This window comes from Enterobacter chuandaensis, assembly GCF_003594915.1.
In the GTDB taxonomy this organism is placed as follows: domain Bacteria; phylum Pseudomonadota; class Gammaproteobacteria; order Enterobacterales; family Enterobacteriaceae; genus Enterobacter; species Enterobacter chuandaensis.
This window is the reverse complement of sequence record NZ_QZCS01000005.1, coordinates 61,898-78,025: the sequence shown is the minus strand read 5'-3', so window position 1 is coordinate 78,025 and position 16,128 is coordinate 61,898. Positions and strand designations below refer to the sequence as shown.

At 57.1% G+C, this 16,128-nt stretch carries 17 protein-coding genes; 10 read left to right on the top strand and 7 right to left on the bottom strand.

Annotated elements, in window-relative coordinates; translation table 11 throughout:
- Window positions 1-62 precede the first annotated feature (62 nt).
- The 3 genes from prs to lolB form a co-directional block, all read right to left on the bottom strand.
- A complete protein-coding gene (gene prs / locus D5066_RS09945; RefSeq protein ID WP_003856663.1) occupies window positions 63-1,010 on the bottom strand; it encodes a ribose-phosphate diphosphokinase in 948 nt (315 codons plus the stop codon).
- 125 nt (window positions 1,011-1,135) lie between these two features.
- Entirely contained in the window at window positions 1,136-2,005 is an 870-nt protein-coding gene (gene ispE, locus D5066_RS09940; protein ID WP_119915839.1) for a 4-(cytidine 5'-diphospho)-2-C-methyl-D-erythritol kinase, read from the bottom strand.
- Window positions 2,002-2,613 (bottom strand): lipoprotein insertase outer membrane protein LolB, encoded by a 612-nt coding sequence (gene lolB, locus D5066_RS09935; protein ID WP_080329374.1) that lies wholly within the window; start codon window positions 2,611-2,613, stop codon window positions 2,002-2,004. Before lolB ends, ispE begins: the two co-directional genes overlap by 4 nt.
- 201 nt (window positions 2,614-2,814) lie before the next feature.
- On the opposite strand from lolB, the gene hemA reads away from it, so the two are divergent.
- Genes hemA through kdsA form a run of 6 tightly spaced genes read left to right on the top strand, consistent with a single transcriptional unit; the run spans window position 2,815 to window position 8,118 of the window.
- Window positions 2,815-4,071, top strand: coding sequence for a glutamyl-tRNA reductase (gene hemA / locus D5066_RS09930; RefSeq protein WP_048208560.1), 1,257 nt, complete (start codon window positions 2,815-2,817; stop codon window positions 4,069-4,071).
- 41 nt (window positions 4,072-4,112) lie between these two features.
- Window positions 4,113-5,195 (top strand): peptide chain release factor 1, encoded by a 1,083-nt coding sequence (gene prfA / locus D5066_RS09925; RefSeq protein ID WP_021240360.1) that lies wholly within the window; start codon window positions 4,113-4,115, stop codon window positions 5,193-5,195.
- Window positions 5,195-6,025 (top strand): peptide chain release factor N(5)-glutamine methyltransferase, encoded by an 831-nt coding sequence (gene prmC / locus D5066_RS09920; protein WP_119915838.1) that lies wholly within the window; start codon window positions 5,195-5,197, stop codon window positions 6,023-6,025. The genes prfA and prmC overlap by 1 nt, the downstream gene beginning before the upstream one ends.
- Window positions 6,022-6,414, top strand: coding sequence for an invasion regulator SirB2 (sirB2, locus tag D5066_RS09915; RefSeq protein ID WP_080329372.1), 393 nt, complete (start codon window positions 6,022-6,024; stop codon window positions 6,412-6,414). The genes prmC and sirB2 overlap by 4 nt, the downstream gene beginning before the upstream one ends.
- Window positions 6,415-6,417: 3 nt before the next feature.
- Window positions 6,418-7,227, top strand: coding sequence for an invasion regulator SirB1 (gene sirB1 / locus D5066_RS09910; protein WP_008499515.1), 810 nt, complete (start codon window positions 6,418-6,420; stop codon window positions 7,225-7,227).
- A 36-nt stretch (window positions 7,228-7,263) separates the two neighbouring features.
- A complete protein-coding gene (gene kdsA / locus D5066_RS09905; RefSeq protein WP_119915837.1) occupies window positions 7,264-8,118 on the top strand; it encodes a 3-deoxy-8-phosphooctulonate synthase in 855 nt (284 codons plus the stop codon).
- A 94-nt stretch (window positions 8,119-8,212) separates the two neighbouring features.
- Here the strand turns inward: kdsA and chaA are convergent, their stop codons facing one another.
- Window positions 8,213-9,313, bottom strand: coding sequence for a sodium-potassium/proton antiporter ChaA (gene chaA, locus D5066_RS09900; protein WP_080329370.1), 1,101 nt, complete (start codon window positions 9,311-9,313; stop codon window positions 8,213-8,215).
- Window positions 9,314-9,582: 269 nt separating this feature from the next.
- Between chaA and chaB the strand changes: the two genes are divergently transcribed.
- Window positions 9,583-9,813 (top strand): putative cation transport regulator ChaB, encoded by a 231-nt coding sequence (gene chaB, locus D5066_RS09895; protein ID WP_014884191.1) that lies wholly within the window; start codon window positions 9,583-9,585, stop codon window positions 9,811-9,813.
- 177 nt (window positions 9,814-9,990) lie between these two features.
- Complete coding sequence (locus D5066_RS09890; RefSeq protein ID WP_119915836.1) at window positions 9,991-10,686, top strand: gamma-glutamylcyclotransferase; 696 nt, start codon at window positions 9,991-9,993, stop codon at window positions 10,684-10,686.
- Window positions 10,687-10,715: 29 nt separating this feature from the next.
- Here the strand turns inward: D5066_RS09890 and D5066_RS09885 are convergent, their stop codons facing one another.
- From D5066_RS09885 to D5066_RS09875, 3 genes are all read right to left on the bottom strand, one after another.
- On the bottom strand, window positions 10,716-10,955 hold the full coding sequence (locus D5066_RS09885) for a DUF1883 domain-containing protein (RefSeq protein WP_010432930.1): 240 nt from the start codon (window positions 10,953-10,955) through the stop codon (window positions 10,716-10,718).
- 195 nt (window positions 10,956-11,150) lie between these two features.
- On the bottom strand, window positions 11,151-12,935 hold the full coding sequence (locus tag D5066_RS09880; protein WP_119915835.1) for a methyl-accepting chemotaxis protein: 1,785 nt from the start codon (window positions 12,933-12,935) through the stop codon (window positions 11,151-11,153).
- A 106-nt stretch (window positions 12,936-13,041) separates the two neighbouring features.
- Window positions 13,042-13,395: a DsrE/DsrF/TusD sulfur relay family protein gene (locus tag D5066_RS09875; RefSeq protein WP_080329368.1), complete on the bottom strand. Its 354-nt coding sequence runs from the start codon at window positions 13,393-13,395 to the stop codon at window positions 13,042-13,044.
- A 71-nt stretch (window positions 13,396-13,466) separates the two neighbouring features.
- Between D5066_RS09875 and nasR the strand changes: the two genes are divergently transcribed.
- Together nasR and D5066_RS09860 are read left to right on the top strand one after the other, a co-directional pair.
- Window positions 13,467-14,651, top strand: a complete 1,185-nt coding sequence (nasR, locus tag D5066_RS09870; RefSeq protein ID WP_119915834.1) for a nitrate regulatory protein NasR — start codon at window positions 13,467-13,469, stop codon at window positions 14,649-14,651.
- Window positions 14,652-14,879: 228 nt separating this feature from the next.
- The gene (locus tag D5066_RS09860) at window positions 14,880-16,127 is read left to right on the top strand and encodes a CmpA/NrtA family ABC transporter substrate-binding protein (protein ID WP_119915833.1); all 1,248 of its coding nucleotides are present in this window, start codon (window positions 14,880-14,882) and stop codon (window positions 16,125-16,127) included.
- Window position 16,128 lies beyond the last annotated feature (1 nt).

Below are 16,128 nucleotides of genomic sequence, written 5' to 3'. Positions count from 1 at the left end.
TCATACAAATAAAACCCAGAGACAAAAAAACCCGCCGCAGCGGGTTTTTTGGCCGTGTTCGATTAGTGTTCGAACATTGCTGAGATGGATTCTTCGTTGCTGATACGACGAATCGCTTCGGCCAGCATCCCGGACAGGGTCAGGGTACGCACGTTTGGCAGTGCCTTGATCTCGTCGCTCAGAGGGATGGTATCGCATACCACAACTTCGTCAATGACGGAGTTGCGCAGGTTGTTTACCGCATTACCGGAGAAGATCGGGTGAGTCGCGTAAGCAAATACGCGCTTGGCACCACGCTCTTTCAGCGCTTCAGCGGCTTTACACAGTGTGCCGCCGGTATCGATCATGTCGTCAACCAGCACGCAGTCGCGGCCAGCCACGTCACCGATGATGTGCATCACCTGAGAAACGTTAGCGCGCGGACGACGCTTGTCGATGATGGCCATGTCGGTATCGTTCAGCAGCTTAGCGATAGCACGGGCACGTACCACGCCGCCGATGTCCGGAGAAACCACGATTGGGTTGTCCAGGTTCAGCTGCAGCATGTCTTCCAGCAGGATTGGGCTGCCGAATACGTTATCAACCGGGACGTCGAAGAAGCCCTGGATCTGCTCTGCGTGCAGGTCAACGGTCAGTACGCGGTCAACGCCGACGCTGGACAGGAAGTCCGCGACAACTTTAGCGGTGATTGGTACACGCGCGGAACGGACGCGACGGTCCTGGCGGGCATAACCAAAGTAAGGAATTACAGCAGTGATACGGCCTGCGGAAGCGCGACGCAGGGCGTCGACCATAACAACCAGTTCCATCAGGTTGTCGTTCGTTGGAGCACAGGTGGACTGGATGATGAAAATATCACCACCGCGTACATTTTCGTTAATTTGTACGCTGACTTCGCCGTCGCTAAAGCGACCTACAGCGGCGTCGCCGAGGGAAGTGTACAGGCGGTTGGCAATACGTTGTGCTAGTTCCGGGGTGGCGTTACCAGCAAAAAGCTTCATATCAGGCACGAGAAGAACCTCAGGCATGCGTCCAGTGGTGGATAGCGTTCGCCGAAAACTGTGCGGGCCAGGCGAAGGCTATCCAGGCGGTGTATTAAAGAGCGCGATGCAACGTCTGGAACAGGGTGACGTTGTCACCGAAACTCAGTCTGCGCCAGAATGGCCTGCTGTAGGGGGGAGGTGTTCATCCCGCGCGCTACAAAACCATGCAGCCAATCCGGCGCTTGCTCAAGCACCTGACGAGCGGCGGATTCGGTGTCAAATTCAGCAAAGACACAGGCCCCTGTACCAGTCAGGCGCGACGGCGCGTATTCTAACAGCCAGGAAAGCACCGCATCAACCTCGCGAAAACGTTTTCTTGCGATATCCTCGCAATCGTTGCTGAATTCACAATTTAATAACGTTTCTATTGACCGTACCGGCGTATCTCTTTTCAGGTCAGGATCTTTAAAGATGACCGGAGTCGGAATGCTCACGCCCGGGTGGGCAACCAGATACCATTTTTCCGGCGGCTCAACCGGGGAAAGAATTTCGCCAACACCTTCGGCAAAAGCCGCGTGACCGCGAACAAACACCGGGACATCCGCCCCCAGCGTTAAGCCTAAAGCAGCCAGTTCATCCGTCGAAAGCCCGCAACCCCAGAGATGGTTCAGTGCGACCAGTACGGTTGCCGCATTGGAAGAGCCGCCGCCAAGACCGCCGCCCATCGGCAGGCGCTTCTCGATATGGATATCCGCACCGCTTCCCGCGGGCAGACGCCCCGATTCCGCCGCGGCTTTCATCAGCAGGCGCGCGGCGCGCACGATCAGGTTATCCTCATGCTCCACGCCGTCGACCGGCGTCAGCAGGCAAATCTGCCCGTCCTGACGCGGTTCGATGGCGATCGTGTCGCCATAGTCAATAAACTGAAACAGCGTCTGCAGGGTGTGATATCCGTCTGCACGCTGGCCGGTGATGTATAAAAACAGGTTCAGTTTTGCCGGGGAAGGCCAGTGGGTCATCATTTAACGATCCAGTTGTCCATTTTCAGCTTGATGCGCTGGCTGCCCTGGGTCAGCTCCATGTTCGATGGCAGCGACGGTTTACTCTTGCTGTCATAGGCGCTGTACACCACTTTCCAGGTTTTGCCGTTCTGGGTGTAGTTGACCTGGCTCAGACGGTACTGGTCGTCAAGCGTATAGTCGGTCGCTTCGCCCGGCAGGCCGAGGATCCACTGGCGCAGACTGTTCAGCGGAATTGGCATCCCGGTCAGCTTGCCAATCATCTCTTCGGCATCGGTCGCGGTATAGTGCTGACCTTTGTTATCGGTGATCTGCGCTTCGCCTGGCTTAGCGTTCAGCTCCAGCTCGGTGCTGCCCAATGGGTTCAGTAGCAGCAGGCGATAGTTGTCCTGGCCCGTTTGCTGCCAGAAGAAGCGCGCATAAACCTTTTGTTCGTCAGAGAGATAGGCGAACGCGCCGCGCGTCTGGTACTGTTTCAGATTACGGACGTCCTGCTGGTGCTGACGCCACTGCGGTGAGTCGGGGCTCTTGCCTGGACCTTTAGGCTGAGTAACAGTACATGCGGTCAGAACCAGGGCCGCCAGAGGCAGCAGGCGAATCAGTCGGGTCATAATGATGACAAATCCTTGAGATACGTTGCAGTTATAACTGTTAATGCTAGCGTCCCGCAGTGCCACCGTCTACGTTCAAATTATCTCAAAGCGTTGTGTAACCTATTACTCCGAAAGGAGGCAGTCCCTTTTATTGATCTCGCGCATCCTGTATGATGCGTCCTGCTAACCTTATTAACGCTGGTACTACTCCCGCTCAACATGACCCTATTAGCACTCGGCATTAACCACAAAACGGCCCCGGTTTCGCTGCGAGAACGCGTAACGTTTTCGCCGGATACGCTCGACCTGGCGCTGGACAGCCTGCTTGCACAACCGATGGTGCAGGGTGGCGTGGTGCTTTCGACGTGCAACCGTACCGAGCTGTATTTAAGCGTGGAAGAGCAGGATAACCTGCACGAGGCGCTGATCCGCTGGCTATGTGATTACCACAACCTCAACGAAGAAGAGCTGCGCAACAGCCTGTACTGGCATCAGGATAACGATGCCGTCAGCCATCTTATGCGCGTCGCCAGCGGTCTGGATTCGCTGGTGCTCGGCGAGCCGCAAATTCTGGGTCAGGTGAAAAAAGCGTTTGCGGATTCGCAAAAAGGGCATCTCAAGGCCAGCGAGCTGGAACGCATGTTCCAGAAGTCTTTCTCCGTGGCAAAGCGTGTGCGAACCGAAACCGACATTGGTGCCAGTGCGGTTTCTGTTGCTTTCGCGGCCTGTACCCTCGCACGTCAAATCTTTGAATCCCTGTCGACCGTCACCGTGATGCTGGTAGGCGCGGGCGAAACCATCGAGCTTGTGGCGCGCCATCTGCGCGAGCATAAAGTGAAAAAGATGATTATCGCGAACCGCACCCGCGAACGCGCGCAGGTGCTGGCGGACGAAGTGGGGGCCGAGGTGGTTGCGCTGAGCGACATCGATGAACGCCTGAAAGAGGCGGACATTATTATCAGTTCTACCGCCAGCCCGCTGCCGATTATCGGTAAAGGGATGGTGGAGCGTGCGCTGAAATCCCGCCGTAATCAGCCAATGCTGCTGGTGGATATCGCCGTTCCGCGCGATGTTGAACCGGAAGTGGGCAAGCTGGCTAACGCCTACCTTTACAGCGTGGATGACCTGCAAAGTATTATTTCGCATAACCTCGCCCAGCGTAAAGCGGCGGCGGTGCAGGCGGAAACCATTGTTGAGCAGGAAACCAGCGAGTTTATGGCCTGGCTGCGCGCGCAAAGCGTCAGCGAGACCATCCGCGAGTACCGCGGACAGGCGGAGCAGGTGCGTGATGACCTGACTGCCAAAGCGTTAGCGGCCCTGGAACAGGGCGGCGACGCGCAGGCTATTATGCAGGATCTGGCATGGAAATTGACCAATCGCCTGATCCATGCGCCAACCAAATCTCTTCAACAGGCCGCCCGTGACGGGGATGATGAACGCCTGACTATTCTGCGCAACAGCCTCGGGCTGGAATAGCGCCCTATACCCATTTTCTAAGACAAGGTGCACTTACGCCTATGAAGCCTTCTATCGTCGCTAAACTGGAAGCTCTGCACGAGCGCCATGAAGAAGTACAGGCGCTGCTCGGCGATGCCGGGACCATTGCGGACCAGGAACGTTTTCGCGCGCTGTCGCGTGAATATGCGCAGTTGAGTGATGTGTCAAAATGCTTTACCGACTGGCGACAGGTTCAGGAAGATATTGAAACCGCGCAGATGATGCTCGACGATCCTGAGATGCGCGAGATGGCGCAGGAAGAGTTACAGGATGCAAAAGCGCGTTCCGAAGAGATGGAGCAGCAGCTGCAGGTGCTGCTCCTGCCGAAAGATCCGGACGATGAACGTAACGCGTTTGTAGAAGTACGTGCCGGCACCGGTGGTGACGAAGCGGCGCTCTTTGCAGGGGATCTGTTCCGCATGTACAGCCGCTACGCCGAATCGCGTCGCTGGCGCGTGGAGATCATGAGCGCCAACGAAGGCGAACACGGTGGCTATAAAGAGGTTATCGCCAAGATCAGCGGCGACGGCGTGTATGGCCGTCTCAAGTTTGAATCCGGCGGTCACCGCGTGCAGCGCGTGCCCGCGACAGAATCTCAGGGACGCATTCACACCTCCGCGTGTACGGTGGCGGTGATGCCGGAGCTGCCGGAAGCGGAACTGCCGGACATCAACCCGGCGGATCTGCGCATCGATACCTTCCGTTCCTCCGGGGCGGGCGGTCAGCACGTTAACACCACCGACTCCGCCATCCGTATTACCCACCTGCCAACCGGCATTGTGGTGGAGTGTCAGGACGAACGTTCTCAGCACAAAAATAAAGCCAAAGCGCTTTCCGTGCTGGGTGCGCGCATCCACGCGGCGGAGATGGCGAAGCGTCAGCAGGCGGAAGCCTCTACCCGTCGTAACCTGCTGGGCAGCGGCGATCGCAGCGATCGTAACCGTACCTACAACTTCCCGCAGGGCCGCGTGACCGACCACCGCATCAACCTGACGCTGTACCGTCTGGACGAGGTGATGGAAGGGAAGCTGGATATGCTGATTGAGCCTATCGTGCAGGAATACCAGGCCGACCAGCTGGCGGCGCTGTCTGAGCAGGAATAATGGATTTTCAGCGCTGGTTACGTGAGGCGGCCGGTGAGCTTTCCGAAAGCGAAAGCCCGAAGCGCGATGCCGAAATTTTGCTTGAACATGTGACGGGTAAAGCCCGCACGTACCTGCTGGCATTCGGCGAAACTGAGCTGACCGCTGAGCAGGAAGCTCGGCTCGCCGCGCTGCTTGCCCGCCGTAAAACGGGCGAGCCGGTGGCGCACCTTGTCGGTGAGCGCGAGTTCTGGTCGCTACCGCTTTACGTCTCGGCGGCGACGCTGATCCCGCGTCCGGACACCGAGTGTCTGGTAGAGCAGGCGCTGGCGCGTTTACCCGCTACATCCTGCAGCATTCTCGATCTCGGAACGGGGACAGGGGCTATCGCGCTGGCGCTTGCCAGCGAGCGGCCAGACTGCGATGTGACGGCAGTGGATGTGATGCCCGACGCGGTGGCGCTGGCGCAGCGTAACGTTGAGCGTCTTGGTTCGCGCAACGTTACCGTGCTGCAAAGCAGCTGGTTTACCGCGCTGGAGAACCGTTCATTTGCGATGATCGTCAGTAATCCCCCCTACATCGACGAACGAGACCCGCACCTCGCCCAGGGTGATGTTCGCTTCGAGCCCTTAACGGCGCTGGTCGCTGCCAGGGAAGGGTTAGCCGATCTCGATCACATTGTGACAACGTCACGACAACATTTGCTTTCCGGCGGCTGGCTGCTGGTGGAACATGGCTGGACACAGGGCGAAGCCGTTCGGGCGCTGTTTACGCAAGCGGGATATACCGCCGTGGAAACCTGCCGCGACTACGGCGGTAATGAGCGCCTGACGCTGGGGCAGTGGCGATGAGCCTGTTTAGCGTGCTGATAACGGCTCACCTGATTTCCGTGGCGCTGACCATAGGATTTTTCATCGTCCGCTACTGGTGGCGCTACAGCAACAATCCGTTGATTGAGGCACGCTGGGTGCGCATTGCACCACACTGCATTGATACGGTGCTGTTTCTGACAGGGGCCGGGCTAATGTGGAAGACGGGCTATCTGCCTTTTACTGATAAAGGCGCATGGCTGACTGAAAAGCTGTTTGGCGTTATCATCTATATCGTTTTGGGTTTTATCGCGCTTGGGCGTCGTCGTCCGCGCAGCCAGCAGACCGGGTTTATCGCCTTTCTGCTGGGTCTGGTGGTGCTGTACATCATCATTAAACTCGCCACCACTAGAATACCGTTACTGGGGTAAGTCATGAAGTCCTTAGCCGATTTCGAATTTAATAAAGTGCCGCTTTGCGATGGCATGATCCTGATTTCGGAGATGATACGCGACGATTTTACGTCGCAGTACGTCTACGATGAGCTGGAGAATCTGGTCAGCCTGGCGCGTGAAGAGATTAATCAGGCGCGCCCGCAGGACTGGCAATTAGAGAAGCTTCTGGAACTTTTCTACGGCGAATGGGGTTTCTGCGACACGCGTGGCGTGTATCGCCTGTCTGACGCATTATGGCTGGACCAGGTTTTAAAAAATCGTCAGGGCAGCGCCGTTGCGCTGGGCTCTATTTTGCTGTGGGTTGCGCACCGTCTGGATATTCCACTGGTGCCGGTCATTTTCCCGACGCAGATGATCCTGCGTGCGGAGTGGCTGGACGGTGAGATGTGGCTCATTAATCCGTTTAACGGCGACACGCTGGATGAGCATACGCTGGACGTCTGGCTGAAGGGCAACATCAGCCCGGTGGCCGAGCTCTTTAATGAAGATCTCGACGAAGCCGACAACGCCGAAGTCATCCGCAAGCTGCTGGATACGCTGAAGTCAGCGCTGATGGAAGAGCGTCAGATGGAGCTGGCTCTGCGAGCCAGTGAAGTGCTGCTGCAGTTTAATCCGGAAGATCCGTACGAAATTCGCGACCGCGGGCTCATTTATGCCCAGCTCGATTGTGAACACGTGGCGCTGAACGATCTGAGCTATTTCGTTGAGCAGTGCCCGGAAGATCCGATTAGCGAAATGATTCGCGCGCAGATCAACGCGATCTCGCACAAACAAATTACACTGCATTAATCTTAATTCCGATTCACACCTGAATAAGGCGATCCTATGAAACAAAAAGTGGTTAGCATTGGTGATATCAAGGTAGCAAACGACCTGCCGTTCGTGCTGTTTGGCGGTATGAACGTGCTGGAATCCCGCGACCTCGCCATGCGTATCTGCGAGCACTACGTGACCGTGACCCAGAAGCTGGGCATCCCGTACGTGTTTAAGGCCTCTTTTGACAAAGCCAACCGCTCCTCCATCAACTCTTACCGTGGCCCGGGCCTGGAAGAGGGGATGAAAATTTTCCAGGAGCTGAAACAGACGTTTGGCGTGAAAGTGATCACCGACGTGCATGAGTCCTGGCAGGCGCAGCCTGTGGCAGACGTGGTAGACGTGATCCAGCTTCCGGCGTTCCTGGCTCGCCAAACCGACCTGGTTGCCGCGATGGCGAAAACCGGTGCCGTGATCAACGTGAAAAAACCGCAGTTCGTGAGCCCAGGTCAGATGGGTAACATCGTTGATAAGTTTATCGAAGGTGGTAACGACAAGATTATTCTGTGCGACCGTGGCGCTAACTTCGGTTACGACAACCTGGTTGTGGACATGCTGGGCTTCAGCGTAATGAAGAACGTCTCTGGCCAGTCTCCGGTGATTTTCGACGTGACTCACGCACTGCAGTGCCGCGACCCGTTTGGTGCAGCATCGGGCGGCCGTCGTGCTCAGGTGACCGAGCTGGCGCGCGCTGGTATGGCGACCGGCCTGGCAGGTCTGTTCATTGAAGCGCACCCGGATCCGGCTAACGCGAAATGCGATGGTCCTTCCGCGCTGCCGCTGGATAAGCTGGAGCCGTTCCTGAAACAGATCAAAGCGATCGACGATCTGGTGAAGAGCTTCGACGAGCTGGATACCAGCAACTAATAAAAAAACCCGCTTCGGCGGGTTTTTTTATATTTTCTCCCTCTCCCTGTGGGAGAGGGTTGGGGTGAGGGCATCAGGCCGCACCGGATCAATCTCACGCAAAGATCGTCATCAAATACGCAATAAACAGCGCCATATGCGCCGCGCCGTTGAGAACGTTGGTGCGGCCGGTAGAGAACGAAATCTGGCACAGCAGCAGCGACGCCACCATCACAATCATCTCCGGCGCGCCCAGTGCAAACTGCAATTCATTCCCGGTCATAAAGGCAATCAGCGTCACCACCGGTACGGTGAGGGAAATGGTCGCCAGCACGGAGCCGAAAAACAGGTTCATTGCGCGCTGCACCTGATTGTTCAACACCGCTTTCAGCGCGCCCAGCCCTTCAGGGGAGAGAATCAGCAGCGCCACCAGGAAACCGGTAAAGGCCACCGGGGCATTCATCTCGGTTAACAGCGTCTCCAGCGGGTTGGCGTTCATCTTGGTGACCGCGATAACCGCAATCAAATGTACGATCAGCCAAACCGTGTGCCACGCGCTGCTGTGCGCCGACGGCTTACCGTGGTGCGGGTCATCGTCGTCGCTGTCATCTTCATGTTCGTAAACAAACAGGCTCTGGTGCGTTTTGGTCTGAATGAGCAGGAACACGCCGTACATGGCTGCGGAAATCAGCGCGACCAGCAGGGCCTGTCCGGTGGAAAAGTTCGCGCCCGGCAGCGCCATCGGGAAGACCAGCACAATAATCGCCAGCGGGAAGAGGGCGATCAGATACTGTTTAATGCCAAACAGGTTCATATACTGGGTCGCAAATTTGCGTCCGCCCAGCAGCAGAGAGAAGCCCACCAGGCCGCCCGTCACAATCATAATGATGGAATAGAGCGTATCGCGCATCAGCGTCGGAGCGGCATCGCCGGTTGCCATGAGCGCGGAAATCAGGCTGACTTCGAGAATAACAACGGAAAGGCTGAGAATTAACGAGCCGTAAGGCTCGCCCAGACGGTGGGCTAATACGTCCGCATGGCGAACGACGCTAAAGGCGCTGGTTAAAATGCCCACCAGGGCAAGAATATTGATACCAACCACCACTGGCAGTGACTGACTGCTTCCCCAGAAGAGCAGCACAGCCAGTGCCAGAACCGGGAAAATGAGAGACGTCTCCTTGTGGCGGGTCTTTACCGCCTCATGTGTTGCTGTCATGTGCTTCTCCATCAATGCAGGTGCTTGTAATTATAGATAGATTTTGAAGGCATTAAATTAACAGAAATCTGTTAACTACCCTTTATTTTTTACTTAATTTTACCCTTTTTCATGATTTTCTTGCTTGATGCGTATAATGCGCTGTTTTCAATAAATAAATGTTAAATAACAATCGGTTGCTGTTTGTTTGTGTTCATTGTTTATAGCCGGGTGGCAGCCTTGCGCATCGTCGTCCACACTTATCTTTTTAACCAAAAGAGAGGTTAGCGATGCCCTATAAAACGAAACGCGAATTACCCGATAACGTAAAAAACGTCCTGCCTGAACACGCCCAGGATATCTACAAAGAGGCATTTAACAGCGCCTGGGATCAATACAAAGATAAGGACGATCGCCGGGATGATGCCAGCCGGGAAGAGACGGCGCATAAAGTCGCCTGGGCCGCAGTAAAACATGACTACGAGAAAGGAGACGATGATAAATGGCATAAAAAGAAATAGCCGTGAAATTATTCGCTGCCTTCATTTTGACTTTTCAGGCGGTTGAACTGCCGTTGTATTGCAACTGGTCCGCTAATTGCTTATCGTAATTCAACTGCTGGCAAAATGACCAGCACAGAATGCCGGGAAGGCGAATTACAGATGTCGCAAGGAAGCATGCAGTGGCGGAGGTGTAAAGTGTTAACGCGTGATTTCTTAATGAAGGCAGATTGTAAGACGGCATTTGGTGCTATTGAGGAATCGCTTCTCTGGTCAGCTGAACAACGTGCGGCGTCGCTCGCTGCCACGCTTGCCTGCCGCCCGGATGATGGCCCTGTATGGATTTTTGGCTACGGTTCTCTGATGTGGAACCCGGCTCTGGAATTTGTCGAATCGGCAACGGGAACGCTGCCCGGCTGGCACCGCGCATTTTGCCTGCGCCTGACGGCAGGACGCGGCAGCGCGTGTCAGCCAGGACGCATGCTTGCACTGAAAGAGGGCGGACGCACCACGGGCGTGGCGTATCGTCTCCCGGATGCCACGCTTGAAGAGGAGCTGACACTGCTCTGGAAGCGCGAGATGATCACCGGCTGCTATATGCCGAGCTGGTGCAAGCTGGAGCTTGACGACGGACGCACCGTTAACGCGCTGGTGTTTATTATGGACCCGCGCCACCCGCTGTATGAAGCGGACACCCGCACGCAGGTAATTGCCCCGTTAATTGCCGCCGCCAGCGGGCCGCTGGGCACCAACGCGCAGTATCTCTTCTCTCTCGATCAGGAGCTGACCCGCCTCGGCATGAAGGACGATTGTCTGAATGAGCTGGTGGTGAAGGTGAAGGCGCTGCTGGAAGGGAACCCGCTTAACGGCACGCTGCTACCGGGTTTTGCCTGAGAATACGCCCGGCTCGCCGGGCGTTTAAATTACGCTGCTACGTAACTGACCGAATGCTCCAGCGACTGGCTGTGGCTGTCGATCAGGACATCCCACGTACCGGTATACGGCACGGTCAGCCACGCCTTGTCATCCTGCACCGTCAAAATATCTGCCTGCGATTGCTTTTGCGCTTTTGAACTCATGAGATGAATGCGACAGCGCTCTGAGCAACGCACCACCACCGTATCCCCGCCAAACAGTTTCAAACTTGTTTTCACCAGTGCCATTTATTTACCCCGTCGATTTTGCCCATCCCGAGCGTGATATTGTTCACAAATTACTCATTGCATAACATCAAAGTGGGGGGCATGGGATAATGATTTTGATCAAAAAATGGCATAACGTTTAAACAAAAATGACAAAATGCCTGAAAGAATTCAGCTGGCGCGGGTTTTACCCGGTAAACCCGCGCCGGGAGAAAATTAAATGCGGAAATGACCGGCGGTTTCAGCAAGGTCGCCCGCCTGGCTCTGCAACGCGCTGGCCGCTGCGGCGGACTGTACCACCAGTTCGGCGTTCTGCTGCACCATTCTGTCGAGATGGGTCACCGCGTGGTTGATTTCGTGAATGCCTTTCATCTGCTCGCTGGTAGCGATGGAAATTTCGCGCATGATGCCAGAGACGCTGCCGATATTGGAGCGGATCTCATCCATGCTTTCCCCGGCCAGATGCACGTAACGCGAGCCGGTTGCCACGCTGTCGGTGGTGGAATCAATCAGCGATTTAATCTCTTTCGCCGCCTGAGCGCTGCGGCTCGCCAGGTTACGCACCTCGCCCGCGACCACGGCAAACCCGCGCCCCTGCTCACCGGCACGCGCCGCCTCAACCGAGGCGTTCAGCGCCAGAATGTTGGTCTGGAAGGCAATGCCGTCAATCACGCTGGTGATATCACCAATCTTAGCGGACGCCACTTCGATAGACTGCATGGTGCTGATGGCCTGAGAAACCACTTCACCGCCGCGCGCTGCGGCCGCAGAGGCCTTGCTCGCCTGGTCGTTGGCTTCTGCTGCCGATTCATTCGACTGCGTCACAGAGGCGGTGATCTCCTCCACGGCGCTGGCGGTTTCGCGAAGGCTGGACGCCGCCTGCTCGGTACGGCCTGAAAGATCCTGGTTACCTGCCGCAATCTCCTGCGCGGCGTTTTTCACCGAGGCGCTGGCATCACGGAGTTGGACCATCACCACTGAGAGCTTATCGCTGAAGGCGTTAAACGCCTGCGCAATTTGCGCCACTTCGTCATCGCCGCTGTCCGGCAGGCGCTGGGACAGATCGTTAGTGCCGTTGGCAATGTTGTGCATTGCGTCGCGAATGTCGGACAGGCGCTTCAGCAAGCGGGCGATCAGAATGTGAACAAGGGCGCCGCTCAGGAGTGCGAGGATCACCAGCGAAATCGCCGATGCTTTCAGCAGGGAACACATGCCGGAGGTGGCGTCGCCGTTGTCGAGGGCGACCACCAGGAACCAGTTCGTGCCCGGTACGACTGCGGCGATGAAGGTTTTTTCCTCGTCATTCAGCGTGCCGTCGACCGGATTGCCGCTTTTCAGCGCCGCAAAGTCAATGCCTTTAATCGTCTCGGCAAACGGCTTCAGCGTCAGGGCCGGCTCGTTGGCGGCAATCACCGTGCCGTCGCTGTTCAGGAGCAATCCGCTGCTCGCTGGCGTGGGGTGGATCCCGCGCACGTTCGCCACCACGCTATCCATGGCGACATCGCCTGCCACCACCGCTTTTAGAGCGCCATTCTCCTTCACCGGCACGGCAAAGGTCACTACCAGCTTCCCGGTTCCTGCGTCAACATAGGGTGCCGTCACCACCGGACCATCGGTGCTGACTACCTGCTGATACCACGGGCGAATGGTCGGGTCATAATCCGCCGGGACGCCCGTTGGATCGGAGAATTTCGCCGTCTTGCTGGCATAACCCACGTAGACGTTGGTGAAGCCGCCTGCCTGGGCAAGCTGCTTAAACACCGGCACCGGATCGTCAGCCAGCGCAACGCTCTGCGCGGAGGCAATCACCGTCATTTTGCTTTTCACCCAGTCGGCAATCGCCATGTTGTGGCTGGCGCTGGTGCTGGTCAGGATATCGCGCTGCGACTGCTGGTTATCCTGACGCGTGACCTGGAAGTTTATAACGGTGTTGAGGAGAAGGGCGACGACGAGGCAGCCTGTCGTCGCGGCGATGATGCGTGCGCGAATCGATCTGAACATAAGTGAAATACCTGCTGTGTTGTTTCCATGCCTATCGGCAACCCCGCAGGTAAACTTGATGCTGAAACCGCGTCCATAAGAAAATAATATTTTTACGGGTTTATTATTAAAAAGTTAATACTTTATCGGCGGTCAGGGTCCACTCCGCCAGTTCGACCAGCGTACCGATTTCCACGCCATCAATCAGCGGCAGCGCGGTAATGCCGCGTCCGTCGGTGCAGGTCTTACAAAGTTTTACCGGCACGTCCTGCGCGGTCAGGATCTCCAGCATCTGCTGAATGTTGTAGCCTTCCGCCGGTTTTTGACCCTTCAGCCCGGCGGTCACGGCGTCGGACATTAAAAATATCCGCAATGCCAGGTCGCTCTCTTTCTCGCGTAGCGCGATCGCCAGGCGCAGGCTGTTAAAAAGGGATTCACTGCCGTAGGCCGCACCGTTGGCGACGATCACAATCTTCTGCATGTTGACTCCTGTTCTTTTAAGGCACGAATATTGCTTCTCTTCCGGAAGTTTTGCTATCCGGGAGAGTGAGCATGATATTAAAGGCCGGCATTTCGCCAGGCGCAACCGAATGGCTCCAGCGCGCAAGACTGATGCGCCGGGAGCAGCTCAGCAGACTGGCACAGCTTGGCGCGCTGGTGCGTGGCATTAGCCAGCTGATGCATATGCTACAGTGCGAGCGCGGGGCATCCAACGTCTGGCTCTGTTCACAGGGTAAGCTCTATGCGCCTGAATGCAAAGCCAGCCGGGCGCTGGTGGACGAAAACCTCGCAGCGCTTTATGACGTTCTTGGTAAGCAGTCCCCCATCCCCGGAAGCGCCGTTTGCGAACGTATCGGCAGCGCGCTGCTCACGCTGGAGACGCTTCCCGCCCTGCGTGACGGTGTAAGTCGGCAGACGCTGACGGCGCCGCAGGCGATGGAACACTACTCCCGTATGCTTCGCCACCTGATCGGTATTGTGCCGCAGCTTAATGACAGCATTGACGATCCGCAAATTGCAGGCCGTTTTGTCGCCCTTTATAGCCTGATGCAGGGCAAAGAGCTGGCGGGACAAGAGCGGGCGCTGGGGGCGATTGGCTTCACGCAGGGCTTTTTCGATGATGTTACCCGCCAGCGGCTGGTTGACCGCATTGACGGTCAGCAGGCCTGCTTTGAGATCTTTCTCTCCCACAGCGAGGCTGACCTGCAGGCGACCTTTTCCTTCAACTGCCAGCCCGACCGCGAGACAGAGCAACTCCGGCGCGTGGCCTGTACCCGCCAGCCTGCCGCGGACAATGGCCATACCGCGCTGACCTGGTTTGCGCTGCAAACGGCGCGGCTGGAGCATCTGCGCGCGCTGGAAGAGACGATCATCGCCGATCTGATGGTTGCGGTGGATGAGCGCATTCAGCGCGACGAGGCATACCCGCGTCCTGCGGATGAGCAGGACGATCCGCTGGCGCACTACCCGGATAAACCGCTGCTGACTCTGGTTCGCCAGCAGGCGCGCGAGATAGAGCAGCTTTCCCGTCAGCTCGCGTCGCTGCGCGATACGCTTGAGGAGCGCAAAACCATTGATAAAGCCAAAAGCGTGCTGATGACCCACCAGAACATGAGCGAAGAACAGGCCTGGACGACGCTGCGCAAAATGGCAATGGACAAGAACCAGCGCATGGTGGATATCGCCCGCGCGCTGCTTACGGTGAAGAGCGTGTGGCAGGTAATACCAAAGGAGTAGCTGCACAATCAGTGGGCATTGAGTGCCTGATTGAGGTGCGAGAATGCGAGTAATTATGGGCTATCGCTCCGGAAACAAGGCCTTAAAACCTGGCATTGAGTTTGCATTTAACAATTAACCATTTTTGACGGTGCGCCAACGGCGGTGCATCAGTCTTCGGGATAAAGGCGTCCAGCGGTGCTTCGGCACGGCGGGCGCTTTTTTTTGGCTTTTTTTTCGGGAGCGGTTATGGCGGATTTGTCGAGACGGCGATTTTTGCAGGCCAGCATGCTGGCGAGTAGCGCAATGCTGTTACCGGGTGTCATGCAGGCCGCATGGGCGGCGGGCTCGGATAAACCAGAGCAGGAGACGGTACGCATCGGGTTTATCCCGCTGACCGACTGTGCCCCGGTGGTTATCGCAGCCTTAAAAGGCTTTGATAAAAAATACGGTATCACCATCGTTCCCACCAAAGAGGCGAGCTGGGCGGCGGTGCGCGACAAGCTGGTGGCGGGTGAACTGGACGCCGCACACATTCTTTACGGCCTGCTGTACGGGCTGGAGTTGGGCATCGCGGGCAAGCCGCAGCAGATGGCGAACCTGATGACGCTCAACCAGAACGGTCAGGCCATTACACTCTCCAGCGATCTGGCAGAGAAGGGCGTTCGCGATCTCGACGGGCTGAAAACGCTGATCGGGCAGCAGGCGCCGGGAACCTACACCTTCGCGCATACCTTCCCGACAGGCACGCACGCCATGTGGCTCTACTACTGGCTGGCCAGCGCGGGCATTAATCCCTTTGACGACGTGCGCACGGTGGTGGTGCCGCCGCCGCAGATGGTGATGAACATGCGCATCGGCAACATGGTCGGCTTTTGCGTCGGCGAGCCGTGGAACGCGCGGGCGATTAACGACCGTATCGGCTTTACCGCCGCCACGTCGCAGTCCATCTGGGCCGACCATCCGGAAAAGATCCTCGGCACGCGCCGCGACTGGGTGGAGAAAAACCCGCATACCGCCCGGGCGCTGGTGAGCGCCGTGATGGAGGCCGCGCGCTGGATCGAGGCGTCCCCGGAAAACAAACGAGAAACCGCGCAGATCCTCTCCCGCCGGGCGTGGCTCAACTGCAAGGAACAGTATCTCACCGGACGCATGCTCGGCGAGTACGACAACGGCCTGGGCCAGCGCTGGCAGGACGCGCACCCGATCCGCTTCTTCAACGAGGGGGCCGTGAGCTACCCGTATCTCTCCGACGGCATGTGGTTCTTAACCCAGTTCCGCCGCTGGGGTTTGCTCAAAGCCGCGCCGGACTACGCGGGCATCGCGCAGCGCATTAACCAGACCGCGGTCTGGCAGGATGCCGCCACCGCCGTCGGCGGCATGTCCACGCCGTCATCACCGTACCGCAGCAGCACGCTGATGGACGGCACCGTCTGGAACGGTACCGATCCGGAAGGGTACGCCAGCCGTTTCGCCATTCACCGTAAAGGGGCCTGAT

Coding starts and splice junctions, on each gene's coding strand:
- ispE (WP_119915839.1), bottom strand. CDS start 2,005: ATGATGACCCACTGGCCTTCCCCGGCAAAACTGAACCTGTTTTTATAC.
- lolB (WP_080329374.1), bottom strand. CDS start 2,613: ATGACCCGACTGATTCGCCTGCTGCCTCTGGCGGCCCTGGTTCTGACC.
- hemA (WP_048208560.1), top strand. CDS start 2,815: ATGACCCTATTAGCACTCGGCATTAACCACAAAACGGCCCCGGTTTCG.
- prfA (WP_021240360.1), top strand. CDS start 4,113: ATGAAGCCTTCTATCGTCGCTAAACTGGAAGCTCTGCACGAGCGCCAT.
- prmC (WP_119915838.1), top strand. CDS start 5,195: ATGGATTTTCAGCGCTGGTTACGTGAGGCGGCCGGTGAGCTTTCCGAA.
- sirB2 (WP_080329372.1), top strand. CDS start 6,022: ATGAGCCTGTTTAGCGTGCTGATAACGGCTCACCTGATTTCCGTGGCG.
- sirB1 (WP_008499515.1), top strand. CDS start 6,418: ATGAAGTCCTTAGCCGATTTCGAATTTAATAAAGTGCCGCTTTGCGAT.
- kdsA (WP_119915837.1), top strand. CDS start 7,264: ATGAAACAAAAAGTGGTTAGCATTGGTGATATCAAGGTAGCAAACGAC.
- chaA (WP_080329370.1), bottom strand. CDS start 9,313: ATGACAGCAACACATGAGGCGGTAAAGACCCGCCACAAGGAGACGTCT.
- chaB (WP_014884191.1), top strand. CDS start 9,583: ATGCCCTATAAAACGAAACGCGAATTACCCGATAACGTAAAAAACGTC.
- D5066_RS09885 (WP_010432930.1), bottom strand. CDS start 10,955: ATGGCACTGGTGAAAACAAGTTTGAAACTGTTTGGCGGGGATACGGTG.
- D5066_RS09880 (WP_119915835.1), bottom strand. CDS start 12,935: ATGTTCAGATCGATTCGCGCACGCATCATCGCCGCGACGACAGGCTGC.
- D5066_RS09875 (WP_080329368.1), bottom strand. CDS start 13,395: ATGCAGAAGATTGTGATCGTCGCCAACGGTGCGGCCTACGGCAGTGAA.
- nasR (WP_119915834.1), top strand. CDS start 13,467: ATGATATTAAAGGCCGGCATTTCGCCAGGCGCAACCGAATGGCTCCAG.
- D5066_RS09860 (WP_119915833.1), top strand. CDS start 14,880: ATGGCGGATTTGTCGAGACGGCGATTTTTGCAGGCCAGCATGCTGGCG.